The organism is Methylobacterium sp. Ger2507 (assembly GCF_055231875.1).
Genome location: NZ_JBUYVC010000001.1, coordinates 1,114,098 through 1,127,408, shown reverse-complemented (window position 1 = coordinate 1,127,408; position 13,311 = coordinate 1,114,098). Strand labels below are relative to the sequence as shown.

Here is a 13,311-nt window from a genome sequence, read left to right as displayed (position 1 = left end):
CCTGCAGGTGCGTACGTCGGCATCTGCCACTCATGCGGGCAGGCGCCGGGATCGCAGAGGGCTGGCATACGGATTCATCGCACGAGACTTTCCCGCGAGATCATCGCATCCCGGATCGGCGCGGCGTCGCGCGGATCTTCGCTTCTGACCAGGATAGGACAAACCCATGGCGGCAGGCTTCGCGGGCGACCTCACACGCGTCAAATCGCTGGAACGGCTGAACCGGGACGCGGAAGGGGGCGAGAACAAGCTCACCCGCACCCTCGGTCCCTGGAGCCTCATCGCCCTCGGCATCGGCGCGGTGATCGGGGCCGGCCTGTTCTCGCTCACCGGCATCGCGGCGGCCGAGTATGCCGGCCCGGCGGTGGTGATCTCCTTCGTCATCGCCGCCATCGGCTGCGCCTTCGCGGGCATGTGCTACAGCGAACTCGCCGGCATGATCCCGGTGGCGGGCTCGGCCTACACCTATTCCTACGCCACCATGGGCGAGTTCGTGGCCTGGATCATCGGCTGGGATCTCGTGCTCGAATACGCGGTGGGCGCCGCCACCGTCTCGGTGAGCTGGTCGAGCTACGTCACGCGCTTCCTGCACGACACCCTGGGCATCAACCTGCCCCCGAGCCTCGTCCGCTCCCCGTTCGAGACCTATGCGCTTCCCGACGGCACCCTGGCGCACGGGCTCGTCAACCTGCCGGCGATCTTCATCATCGTGGCGGCCTCGGCGCTCCTGATGATCGGCATCCGGGAATCCGCCCGCGTCAACGCCGTCGTCGTCGTGATCAAGCTCGCCGTGGTGGCGGTCGTGATCGGCGTCGGCCTGTTCTACATCAAGGCGCAGAACTACGTGCCGTTCATCCCCGAGAACACCGGCACCTTCGGCGAGTACGGCTGGAGCGGGATCATGCGGGGCGCCGGGGTGGTGTTCTTCGCCTATGTGGGCTTCGACGCGGTCTCGACGGCGGCGCAGGAGGCCAAGAACCCGCAACGCAACATGATGATCGGCATCCTGGGATCGCTGGCGATCTGCACGGTGATCTACATCGCCTTCGCGGGCGTCCTCACCGGCCTCGTGCATTACGACCAGATGAAGGGCGACGCCGCCCCGGTGAACACCGCCATCGGCCAGACCCCGTTCCCGTGGTTGCGCAGCCTCGTGACGCTCGGGGTGATCGCGGGCTTCTCCACCGTGATCCTGGTGCTGCTGCTCGGCCAGAGCCGGGTGTTCTACTCGATGAGCCAGGACGGCCTGCTGCCGGGCTTCTTCTCCAAGATCCACCCGACCTGGAAGACGCCCTACCGGTCGAACCTGTTCTTCATGGTGTTCACCAGCGCCTTCAGCGGATTCCTGCCGATCTCCGAACTCGGCCACATGACCAGCATCGGCACGCTGCTGGCCTTCATTCTCGTCTGCGTCGGCGTCATCATCCTGCGCCGGACCCAGCCGGATGCGCGCCGCGACTACCGTACGCCCCTGGTGCCCCTCGTGCCGATCCTCGGCATCGTCAGCTGCTTCGCCATGATGGTGTCGCTCGATGCGGAGACCTGGCTGCGCCTGATCGTCTGGCTCGCCATCGGACTGGTGATCTACTTCGCCTGGAGCCGTCACCACAGCCGCATCGGGCGCGAGACGACGACGTAACCCGCCAAGGAGCTGATCGACCGTCCGCCCCTCCCTCGGGACGGGGCGCCCGTCAGGCGCTGCGGGCCAGAGCCAGGGGCGGAACCGCGCGGACCGGCTCGCCCACGGCCACGCTCTGGCGCTCGCGGGCGATGAAGGCGGTGGGCATCACGGCCTGCATGTCGGCCTCGACGCTGCGCAGCATCGCGTCGGTGTGGCACGGATGCAGGTGGATGATGGCGAGCGCCCCGACACCGGCGGCCTGGGCCAGTTCCACGCCCTTCTGCCAAGTCGAGTGACCCCAGCCCCGGCAGACCGGATACTCGCCCTCGGTGAACATGCCGTCATAGACCACGAGGTCGGCGTCGCGCACGAAATCCGTCAGGGCGGTATCGGGCCAGGGGTCGCTGTGCTCGATGTCGCTGATCACGCAGAGCCGCCGGCCCGCATGTTCGAACCGGTATCCGACGGAGCCTTGCGGGTGATTGAGCAGGATGGTGTCGACCGAGGTCCCGTCCGGGAAGGTCAGTCGCTCGCCCGCCCTGAAGCCGTGATGGGCGAGGTGGCACGGAATGATGTCGAGGGTCACCGGAAACAGCGGCGGCGCGAACAGGCGATCGAGGGCCTCCGAGGCGCTGGCGCCGTCGAGATTGCCGCAATAGGTGTTGAGGGTCCGGGTCGGATCCAGCACCACCGGCTTGAAGAACGGCAACCCGGCCGTGTGATCGAGATGCAGGTGGCTGAAGAGCAGGTCGATCGCCTTCGGCATCGCGTCGCGATGGTGCCGGCCGCAGGCATTGATGCCCGAGCCCGCATCGATCAGGAACAGGCGCTCGCCGCAGCGGACCTCCAGGCACGGGGTGTTGCCGCCGAACTCGGTGTAATCCGGGCCGCTGACGGGCGTCGAACCACGCACACCCCAGAAAGTGAGGGTGAGGCCGTCCTCCGCGGCGGGATGGGTGAAGAGGGTCATCGTTCGATTACCATGTGCCCCGATCCCGTTCAGGTCGAGTGCCTTTCGTCGCGCCGACGCGATCCAGTTCGAGCAGATCGGCGATGGGCAGGTGCAGGGATCGAAGTGGAACCCCTCTGAGGTAGTAATACCCCGAGAGCCCCGATGTGCGAGCCCGCACATGGCCGGGAGCGGGATCATCCGCACGACGGTCCGAGGCCGGGTCGTGTCTGACGGGCCACAACACCCCGTCAGCGCTGGGCCAGCACGTCGACGACGTCGCGGATCGGACCCGTCGCGGGCGGCGGCAGAGTGCCCGACAGGCTCAGGCGGACGAGACGCGGCCACGCGACCGGATAGCCACCCGGTTCGGCGCCGGTCGCGGTCAGCACCGGCGCGAAGCGGGCCGCCGGGCGCTCGTGGGCGGGCACGAAGCCGGGCATCCGGGTCCGGGAGAGCAGCGAATCCGGTGCGATCCAGCGCGACCACACCGCCTCGGCGACCTGGACCGGACGCGGCCGGGCGGCGATGACCACCACCTCCTGCCCCGCATAGGCCAGGGCCTCGGGCCGGCTGACGTCCCCGAGCGAGGTGCCCTTGGCGGCGAGCGCCGCCCAGAACGGGTGCTGCGCCCCGTCCGAATAGGTGGTGCGGACGGCCGCGCTGCCCTCGTCCACCAGGGTGGCGATGCGGGCTTCCTCGGCCCTCCGGTGGGCGGCGACGATGGCCTCCTTGGCCGGGTCTCTGGCGGGCGCGAAGGCGTAGCGCCCCGCCACGACGCTGACGGCCGGCTCCTCGCCGAGGGCCTCGAAGCGGTCGGCCCCCTCCTTGAGCTGGCGCCAGAAATCGATGTTCGGATCGGTTCGATGGCGGGCCATGTTCGCGGCATTCATCCGGAACGGATAGGACTGGAACTGGAACGCGGCCTGACCGCCCGCGAAGGCTTCGCGGGCGATGGCGTAGATCTCGCCCGCCACCGGGTCGGTCATGGCAAAGCACCCCATCGACGAGCAGACCCCATGCACCATCACGGCCGAGCCGGTGGAGCCGTGGGCGCGGTCATAGGCGTTGGGGTAGCCGACGTCGAAGGAGAGATAGTAGCGCGAATTCGGGTTCATCTGGCGCTGGGGCACCGTGTAGAAGCCCTCCGGCGTCTGGCGGTCGCCGGTCCTGCGCTTCGGCCCGAGCTGGCCCGACCAGCGGCAGATCGGAAAGGTCTTCACGTGGACGAAGCGGCCGCTGGCGGCCCGCTTCCAGACCTCGATCTCGGATTCCTTCTTGTAGGCCCGGAACAGCACCGGCGCGGCGGCGGTGGTGCCCTTGGCCTGCATCAGCGCCAGGGTGGCGGCCGGAATCGGCGCGAAGGCCTTGCCCGTCGCGGCCGAGGCGGACTCGACGGCGGCCGGGACGGTGATCAGGCCCCCGAGGGCGAGGAGCACCGGGACCGCGAGGCGGTTCGGACGCGTGAGAAGCGAAATCCGGCGGGCCGGGTTCCGGGACAGACAGACCATGCGCGGCCCTGAAGAGCGCCCCGTCCGCTCGGTCGCGGACGGCCGTGCACGATGCACGCCAACCTGCCTATCGCATCCCATTGGGGCGGCAATAGGGGCCGCTCGGTTATCCCGGGGACGTGAGGGGCTCCCGTGCTGCTTCCTCACGGCTTCCTCGGCGATCAGGCGGCCATCACCGTGTTGCGTTCGACGCGCAGCACCGCGTCGAACGGCGCGATCCCGTCGAGCGCCCGGGCGTCGGGCAGGCAGACGACGAGACCCCGGCCGGCCCGGGCGGTTCGAAGGGCTCCGAGGCGGGTCCGGATCTCGTCGGACCGTCCATCCTCGAGCGCGATGGCGATGACGACGATGTCGGGCCGGCGCACCAGGCAGCGGGCGAGATCGATGGCGATGCGCTCGCGCGGGCCGATGGCGTTCTCGCCGAGGCTGGCGCCGCCCCCGGCCAAGCCCGGCTCGACCCGGCTCTCCAGGCCGAGGCGATAGACGGCGGGCTCAAGTCCCTCGTCGGCCAGCACCCGGCGTACCAGGGCCCGCACCCGGGCTTCGGCGCCGGCCTCCTCGCCGTTGATGCGGCCGAACAGGATATTCTCCTCCAGGCTGGCGGCGGCGGTGAGCCGGGCGGGATCGTAGAACTCGACGCTGCCCCGGAGATGCGGCGGCATCAGGCGCGCGAACGAGCGCCGGGCTTCCACCAGCCGCTCCTCGAAGGCGGCGTCGATGAGGCCGAAGCGGTGCCGGGTCTCGCTGTAGCGGAGCGCCAGGCCGATCAGGCGCTTGCGGTCGCGCTGGCCGGCCGGGCCGCGGCGCCAGCCCTTCGCCTCGGGCTGCCGCCCGACGAGATCCTCGAAGAAGCCGCGCTCGGAGGCCGGGAACAGCGAGAACGTCTCGAAGAGCGGGTGGTCGTCCGGCAGGTCGGCGAAGATCTCCACGAGGCTGCGGGCGACCTGAAGCCCGATCTCGGTGAGCGGACGGCTCAGGCCCTCGGCCTCCAGCACGGCGCGCAGATAGGGATGGGCGGCGATGTGGTCCTGCGCGAAGGCCGGCCCCACCGCCTCGCCGAACAGGATGTTCTCGCCGACCGTGGCCTGGTGGTTGTAACGGGCGGGGTCGAAGGGTTCCACCAGGCGCCCGGCCTTGTCGGCGGCCAGGGCCTCGCGCACCGCGTGGCGGGCGGCGACCACCGCGCGGGCGATCTCCGGCTCGGCCGCCGGGTCGACGGTGCCCTCCAGGCCCCGCGCATACGCGAAGGCGTCGAGGCCGGTGATTCGCAGGGTCGCGATGAGTTCGTCGCGGTCGGGCGCAACGGCGGCGCCGTAGAGGATGTTCTGGCGCAGGGTGCCCTCGATCAGGATGGCCTCGGCGCCGGCCAGCGCGATGCGCCGGGCGCGCGCCGCCGGCTCGAAGGCCCGCAGGTCGGTGCCACCGTAGCTGACGGCGCCGGCCGAAGGTTCGAGCTGGCCCGCCAGGATCGCGGCCAGGACCCGGCTGCCACTGCCGCGCTCGCCCAGGATGGCGACGTGGCCGGGCATCGGCAGGGTGGCGTCGACGCCGGCCAGACGCTCGCCGGTGGCGGGGTCGTAGGCCCCCACCCCCTGCGCCACCAGAGCTCCCGACTCCGGCAGGGCCGTGATCGTGCCCGGCCGCACCGGGGCCCGGCCTTCCAGCGCCGGCACGTCGAGGGCGACCTCGCGAAACGGCCCCGCGACGGCCCGGTGGAGGCTGGCCATCCGCAGGGTCACGGTCAGCGCCACCACCGCGAGCGCGAAGCCACCGCCGGCGGCCAGCAGTGCCCCGGGCTCGACCGGCGCGGTGGTGCCGTCATGGCCGCGCCACAGCGCCACCGCGACCACGATCGCCGGAAGCAGGATCGCCAGCGCCATGGATGGCGCGCGGGCGTAGGCCAGGGCGGATTCGGAGGCTTCGAGCGCATCGCGGGTGTGGGCGCCCTTGGCGGCGAGGCGCTGGCGCTCGAAGGCCGCCGCCCCGTGGGCGCGCACCGCCGGCATGCGGCGGATCAGATCGGCCAGGGCGCGCCCGGCCGCACCGCCCGCGCGCAGCCGGAGGGCGGCCCGGTCCTGCATCCGGCGCTGGATCAGCGCCCGGGCCAGCCCGGCCGCCACCAGCCCGACCGCCACGGTGGGGACGAGGCGCGGCGCGGCGAGCCAGGACAGGACCAGGGCGAGGCCGGTGGCGCCGACGGCCAGCGCCGGCACCAGGATCGCCAGTCCGAACAGGGTGTCGAGGCGCGCCAGAAGATCGCCCATGGCCTGCGCCAGGGCACGGGCCTCGTCGCGGGCGCTCGGGGGGGCGTGCAGAATGGCCTCCATGACCCGCCCCTGGAGGGCCGCCACCGTGCGGGTCTGGGCGTGGAAGCAGAGGCGCGCCACGGCCCAGCCGAGGCCGGCGGAGGCCAGCGCCGCGGCCGCGAGTCCGACGAAGGCTGCGCGTACGAGGTCGGCCGGCGGCAAGCTCCAGCCGGCAAAGGCGACGAACGGCCCCTCCGCGGGCGAGCGCCAGGGCAGCGTCGCGGCGATCCGCAGGAACTGGCCCACCGGTTCGGTGTCGTGGACCTGGACGCCGACGAGATCCCGCAGGCACAGCAGCGCGAGCAGCGCCAGCGGCCCGCCCAGGCCGAGCGCCAGCCCGACCGCGGCGGCATGCTCGCGCCGCGCGGTCCGCCAGGTGAAGGCGATCGGGTCGCGGTCCATCGGCACCCTGTCCACGACGCCCCGGGACACGGGGCATGGCTGCGGCTTAGAGGATCGTCCGCCGCGGTGAAAGCGCGGGGACGCACCTCGACCGGCCTCCAGCCCGGTCCTCCGTCACCCGCGGACATCCCGATCGCGGCAATTCAGACACAACCGTAACGCGAAATTCGCAGGGACGGCCCATGACGGCGGGACAGCCGATTCCGTCATGGAACCGTCGTACGGCCAAGCTAGCGCTGCACCGCAACAAGGCTTCGGCCTGCTTTCCGTGCGAGGCTTCGTGTCCAGGCATCTCAAGACCGCCCTGCTGGCTGCGACGGGCCTTCTGCCGCTCGGGGCAACCGCACAGCAGATCCCGACATCCCCGCCGGTGGGCTTCGCCAACAGCACCTCGGTCAGACCCGGAACGGTCGTTCCGCGCGTCCTCGACAGCTTTGTCGGGTTGATGACGGCCAATCCCGCCGTCATGACCCAGAACTACCAGACCGTCGTTCAGATGACGCAGGCCCGGACCGCGGACCAGACGCTGGCGGCCATCCATGACGACCGCACCGGGCAGGCCTACAGCATCCTGAACGGGCTCGGTCCCCTCACCGCCGCCTATCTCACCGGCGCGGGGGCCTCGTTCACCGGCACCCGGCCGGCGAAGCTGACGCCGACCACCTACGCGACCACGACGCTGGCGGATTACGGCCGAAGCCTCAACACCGGTTCGAACGCGAACGGAGGCGCGACGACGTTCGGCGACGGGACGGCGACGCCCCTGGCGGCGGCCGTCGGCTTCATCGACAACACGGTCCGGGCCAATGCCTCGACGGAACCCTCGAAGCGCGTCTTCGGGCGCTATCAGGGCCTCAATCCGGCCCTCGATCCCCTGGCGGCCCGCTTCAACGACTACAATGCCACCACGAACAAGACGGCCCTGTCCGCCGCCGACACGGCGAATTTCGTGGTTCCGAGCTACCTCGCGAACTTCCCCGTCCCGGCGGTCTACGGAACCGCGGAGCGCTGGGTGAAGGGCTTCACCGTGACCCAGGCGATGATCGACGCCAACGGCGGACGCCCCCTCGTGGCCCCCGATGTCGGGTCCTTCAACGCAGCCGGTGCCTTCACCCCCACGACCTTCGGGGTCGGTGCCTACGTGCCGGGAATCGGGACCGCGCCCCGCCCCTACCGCGTCACCACCGATGTCGCCGTGCCGGTGCTGCTGAATCCCCGCAAGAACACCACGAACGCCTACGCGGATGGAGGTTATCCGAGCGGCCACACCAATTCCGGGTATCTCCAGACCCTGGGCGTCGGCTTCCTCGTGCCGCAGCGGATGCAGGAACTCCTCACCCGCGCCTCCGAGCTCGGCAACAACCGCATCCTGGCCGGCATGCACTCGCCCCTCGACGTGATCGGCGGCCGGATGCAGGCGACGGCGATCGCCGCCACCAACATCTACGCCGCCCTCTATGACGCAGCGGGCAACCGGATCGACTGGACCAATCCGGCCAATGCCGGCGCCTACGCGGTCTATCAGGCCTACCAGCAGACGCAGGCCTACCTCGCCGCGAGCTGCGGCGCGGGAACCGTGTCCGGGTGTCTCGCCGGGACGGCAGCCAACCGGGCGGCCGATCCCTTCGGCAATGCCGCGCAGAACAAAGCGGACTACGCCGCCCGGATGACCTACGGCTTCCAACCGGCCGGAGCGGGCACGCCCCTGACGGCCGCGGAGGTTCCGGTCCAGGCGCAGGTGCTCCTCCTCACCCGCTTCCCCTATCTCAGCGACGCGCAGCGCCGGGAGGTTCTGGCGACCACGGGCCTGCCCTCCGGCTATCCGCTGCTCAGCGGCAACACCTATGACGGCTGGGGGCGCCTGAATCTTTTCGCGGCGGCGGACGGGTACGGCGCGTTCAACGACGCCGTGACGGTGACGATGGATGCGGCGCAGGGCGGGTTCTCGGCGCTCGACAGCTTCAACAACGACATCGGCGGCCGCGGCTCGCTGACCAAAGCCGGCACCGGCACTCTGGTGCTGACCGGCACGAACACCTATGCGGGCGGCACCACCATCGCGGGCGGCACCCTCGTGGCCTCCGCCGCCGGTCTGGGCTCGGGCGCCATCGTGGACAATGCCAGCCTGATCCTCGACCAGGCCACCGACGCCACCCTGGCCAACCCGATCGCCGGCCGCGGCACCCTGACCAAGACCGGTGCCGGCAGCCTCAGTCTCACCGGCCTCAGCACCCTGTCCGGCCCGGTCGGCGTCGCCCAGGGCCGGCTCGCTGTCGACGGCAGCCTGGCCAACGCGCTCGTGACAGTGGGCGACGGGGCCAGCCTCGGCGGCACCGGCACGATCGGCGGCCTCGCGGCCCAGGCCGGCGCCGTGGTGGCGCCGGGCAATTCCATCGGCACCCTGACTGTCGCCGGCAACGCCGCCTTCGCGGCCGGCACGACCCTCCGGGTCGAGGCCGACGCCGCCGGCCGGGCCGACCGCCTCGCCGTGGCGGGCACCGCGACGCTGGCGGGCGGCACCGTGCAGGTGCTGGCGGCCGACGGCGCCTACGCTCCGCGCACCCGCTACACCGTCCTGACCGCCGCCGGCGGCGTGCAGGGCCGGTTCGCCGGCGTCAGCGCCAACTTCGCCTTCCTGACGCCGACCCTCGGCTACGGCGCGAACGCGGTCGACCTGACCCTGACCCGCAACGACGTGGCCTTCTCCACCATCGCCCAGACCCGCAACCAGGGCGGCGTCGCCGACGCCATCCAGGCGGCGGGGGCCGGCAGCGCCCTCTACGCCCGCACCGTCGGCCTGAGCACGCCCGAGGCCCGGGCCGCCTTCGGGGCGCTCACCGGCGACATCCACGCCAGCGCCACCGCCGCCCAGTTCGAGACCGCCTTCTTCGTGCGCGAGGCCATCCTCGACCGCCTGCGCCGGGGGCCGGCCCCGAGCGCGGACGAGGCCGAGGATTACGGCGCCCTGCCGGCGACCTATAGCGCCGACCTGCCGGGCCGGGCCGCGCCCGTGGTGCCGGTGCCCATGCGGGTGCTCGACCCGCGCGTGTTCGGGCTCTGGGGCCAGGGCTTCGGCAGCTTCGGCCAGGCCCGCGGCGACGGCAACGCCGCCGCCCTCGCCCGCCAGACCTCCGGCTTCGTGCTCGGCGCCGACGTCCGCCTCGAGACCGGCTTCCGCCTCGGGTTCACCGGCGGCTACACCGTCACCAGCCTCGACAGCGCCGGGCGCCTGTCCTCCGGCACGATCCAGAGCGGCTTCGGCGGCGTCTATGGCGGCTTCGAGCGCGGGCCCTGCGCCCTGCGCCTCGGCGCGGTCTATGCCGACCAGGCGAGCCGCCTGCGCCGGAGCGTCACCTTCGCGGGCTTCTCCGACAGCGACACGGCCCGCTACGGCGGCTCCGCCGTGCAGGGCTTCGGCGAGATCGGCTACCGGATCGTGATGGCGGCGGCCCCGGCGCCCGCGCTCCAGCCGACCTCCCTCGAGCCCTTCGTGGGCGGCGCCTACGTGTCGATCGGGCGCGACCGCTTCGCCGAGACGGGCGGGCTCGCGGCCCTGAGCGGCGCGGCCCAGACCACCGAGGTGGCGACCTCGACGGTGGGCGTGCGCGGCCAGACCAGCCTGGATCTGGGCGCCGGGGCGCCGGTGTCCCTGCACGGGCTGGTGGGCTACCGCCGGGCCTACGGCGAGGTGGTGCCGAAGGCGCTCCTCAGCTTCGGCGCCGGTCCGGGCTTCCTGACGGCGGGCACGCCGATCAGCCGCGACGCCCTGGTGGCGCAGGCCGGCCTCGACGTGCGGGTGGGCCGCGCCACCACCCTGGGCGTGGCCTATACCGGCCAGGTCGGCGAACGCGCCCAGGACCACGCCGTCAAGGGCAACTTCACCTACCGGTTCTGACAGGCGACCGAACCAGGTTTGAGAAACAGGACGCGGGCCGCCGGACCCGATGGGTTCGCCGGCGTTCGGATTCCGAGCTCGCCCTTCGCCGGCGAGCCCGGGGGCGGCCGCACAATCGGCCGGAACGCGCCGCGAGCAGGGCGCGTTCGAAGGACATGGCGTTTCCACCGGGGTGCCGGCTCCCGCGAGCGGGAAAATCCTCTAGAGTGGTGTGCTTCAGAGTGGTGTACTTGGCGGGCTCCCCGACGAGAATGCCGCCGCGCAACGCCTCCTGTCCTTACTCACGCGAAGTCCCCGAACCTCCATGTGCGAACTGCTCGGCATGAGCGCGAACGTGCCCACGGACATCCGCTTTTCCTTCGCCGCCCTGGCCCGGCGCGGCGGCGAGACGGGTCCTCACGCGGACGGCTGGGGCATCAGCTTCTACGAAGGCCGCGGCGCGCGGGCCTTCCACGAGCCGGAGCCGAGCGCGCAATCGGAACTCGCCCGGCTCCTGCGACGGACGCCGATCAAGAGCCGCATCGTCATCGCGCATGTGCGCAAGGCCAATCGCGGCCGGGTCAACCTGGAGAACACCCATCCGTTCAGCCGGGAATTGTGGGGCCGGCGCTGGACCTTCGCGCATAACGGCCAGCTCAAGGGCGTGAAGAAGTGGCCGCTGACCTGGTTCAAGCCGGTCGGCTCCACCGACAGCGAGCACGCCTTCTGCTGGATGCTGGACCAGTTGCAGGCCCGCTGGCCCGACCTGCCGAGCCCCGCCCGCATCGACCGGGCGGTGGCGGACCTGTGCGCGGAGCTGCACGGTCTCGGCGTGTTCAACATGCTGCTGTCGGACAGCCGCACCCTCTACGCCCATTGCGGTAAGCGCCTGTGCTATCTCACGCGCTGCGCCCCCTTCGGCACCGCGACCCTGGTGGACGAGGACTGGCGGGTAGATTTCGCGCAGGAAACCGGGGCCCAGGACGTCGTCACGGTGATCGCCACCAAGGCGCTGACCCGCGACGAGTGCTGGACCGACGTCGAGCGCGGTCACGTTCTCTCCCTGCGCGACGGCGCCGTACGCATTCTGAAGCCGGCCGTGGCCCGGCGCATGTCCCGCCCCGAGCGCGTCCCCTCCCCCTGTGGCTGTTGATGCGGCGCCCCCTGCGACGGCCACGGTTGTCCGGCGGGATGCGTCAACCGCCCGGATGCGCTACAACGCGCGAAATCAGTGGACCGCGCGGGTGCTTCTCGGACACCTCGGGCCGACACCACACCTGACCGCGCCAGATTACGACGAGCCATGACACGCGACGTGACCGACACTGCCTCCGACGTTCTGTCGGCCTCCGCAGACGACAGGCCGAACCTGTCCTCGAATATTCGGACTCACCTCGGCGAGCACCTGCGCACGGTCTACGACCGCTTGCCCGCGGACGAGCAGCCGAGCCGCTTTGCCGAACTCATCGAGCAGCTCGAAGCTGCCCTCAAGGCGCGCGGCGAGGCGATCGAACCCGAGTTTCGCAACGGCCTGCTGGCGGCCGTGCCGTCCCTGCGTGCCTTCGCCCTGTCGCTGACCAGCAACCCGGCCCGCTCCGACGACCTCGTGCAGGACACCCTGCTGAAGGGCTGGCAACACCGGGCCCGGTTCCAGCCGGGCACCAACCTGAACGCCTGGCTGTTCACGATCCTGCGCAACATCTTCTATTCGGACCACCGCAAGCGCGTGCGCGAAGTCGAGGACCAGGACGGGTCCTATGCCGCCCGCCTCGCCACCGCCCCGCACCAGGGCGATCGCCTCGACGTCGAGGACCTCCAGACCGCCCTCGGCAAGCTGCCGCCGGACCAGCGCGAAGCCCTGGTTCTCGTCGGCGCCGAAGGCGTCTCCTACGAGGAGGCGGCCGCGATCATGGGTTGTAAGGTCGGCACCGTGAAGAGCCGGGTCAGCCGTGCCCGCGGGCGACTGGCCGAACTTCTCGGCTATGACGAGGAAGACCTCAGCTCCGACCGGCTGATCCAGTCGGCGATGCCGAAGGATGCATAAGGTCGGCCCGAGGCGGTCCTGAAGACGAAACCCGGCCTTAAGGATCGACGGACCCGCTGCAACTTTTGACGCATCCCTTCCGGGAGTTGGACGTTACTGCCCTGAACCCGGCAGCGCTTCACAGCGTCGCGGGACACTCGTTCAGGAGCGCCATCATGAACTTCAAGACCCTTCTCGCCGCCTCCGCCATCGCACTCACCCTGCCGATGGCCGCCCAGGCTCAGGGCCTCGTCCGCGGCGCCGAGCGCGGCGCACAGGACGGCGCCGATGCGGCCGGTCCGATCGGTGCCATCGTGGGTGGCGCCGTCGGCGCGGCGACCGGCACGGTCGGCGGCATCCTCGGCGTCGATGATCGCCCCCGCTTCCGCCAGTACGTCACCCGCGAGCGTCGCTCGTCCTATGACTACAATGGCGATGTCCGCGTCGGCGCCGTGCTGCCGAGCTCCGGCGTGAGCTATTACGACGTGCCCGCCGAGTACAACGCCCGCGGCGCCCGCTACACCATCGTCAACGAGCGTCCGGTGCTGGTGGATCGCAGCCACCGCATCGTCGAGGTCATCGACTAATCCTCGCCGACCAGGACACGCTCGGCCCCGCGACGACC

8 protein-coding genes are annotated in these 13,311 nt (G+C 71.3%); 5 read left to right on the top strand and 3 right to left on the bottom strand.

What is annotated here, in order from left to right:
* Positions 1-166 precede the first annotated feature (166 nt).
* Positions 167-1,639, top strand: coding sequence for an amino acid permease (locus ACV7NL_RS05175; protein WP_056186987.1), 1,473 nt, complete (start codon positions 167-169; stop codon positions 1,637-1,639).
* Positions 1,640-1,691: 52 nt separating this feature from the next.
* Here the strand turns inward: ACV7NL_RS05175 and ACV7NL_RS05170 are convergent, their stop codons facing one another.
* The 3 genes from ACV7NL_RS05170 to ACV7NL_RS05160 form a co-directional block, all read right to left on the bottom strand.
* Positions 1,692-2,591, bottom strand: coding sequence for an MBL fold metallo-hydrolase (locus ACV7NL_RS05170; protein ID WP_056480543.1), 900 nt, complete (start codon positions 2,589-2,591; stop codon positions 1,692-1,694).
* 230 nt (positions 2,592-2,821) lie between these two features.
* Complete coding sequence (locus tag ACV7NL_RS05165; protein WP_463355103.1) at positions 2,822-4,081, bottom strand: L,D-transpeptidase family protein; 1,260 nt, start codon at positions 4,079-4,081, stop codon at positions 2,822-2,824.
* 161 nt (positions 4,082-4,242) lie between these two features.
* Positions 4,243-6,789 (bottom strand): ABC transporter transmembrane domain-containing protein, encoded by a 2,547-nt coding sequence (locus ACV7NL_RS05160; RefSeq protein WP_463355102.1) that lies wholly within the window; start codon positions 6,787-6,789, stop codon positions 4,243-4,245.
* Positions 6,790-7,069: 280 nt separating this feature from the next.
* On the opposite strand from ACV7NL_RS05160, the gene ACV7NL_RS05155 reads away from it, so the two are divergent.
* From ACV7NL_RS05155 to ACV7NL_RS05140, 4 genes are all read left to right on the top strand, one after another.
* Positions 7,070-10,684, top strand: a complete 3,615-nt coding sequence (locus ACV7NL_RS05155) for an autotransporter outer membrane beta-barrel domain-containing protein (RefSeq protein ID WP_463355101.1) — start codon at positions 7,070-7,072, stop codon at positions 10,682-10,684.
* A gap of 304 nt (positions 10,685-10,988) precedes the next feature.
* Positions 10,989-11,816 carry a class II glutamine amidotransferase gene (locus tag ACV7NL_RS05150; RefSeq protein ID WP_056187975.1) on the top strand — a complete coding sequence of 276 codons (828 nt, stop codon included), beginning with the start codon at positions 10,989-10,991 and terminating at the stop codon, positions 11,814-11,816.
* Between the two features lie 150 nt (positions 11,817-11,966).
* The gene (locus ACV7NL_RS05145; protein WP_056187973.1) at positions 11,967-12,707 is read left to right on the top strand and encodes a NepR family anti-sigma factor; all 741 of its coding nucleotides are present in this window, start codon (positions 11,967-11,969) and stop codon (positions 12,705-12,707) included.
* 155 nt (positions 12,708-12,862) lie between these two features.
* Positions 12,863-13,273 (top strand): DUF1236 domain-containing protein, encoded by a 411-nt coding sequence (locus tag ACV7NL_RS05140; protein WP_056187970.1) that lies wholly within the window; start codon positions 12,863-12,865, stop codon positions 13,271-13,273.
* The last annotated feature ends 38 nt before the right edge of the window (positions 13,274-13,311 follow it).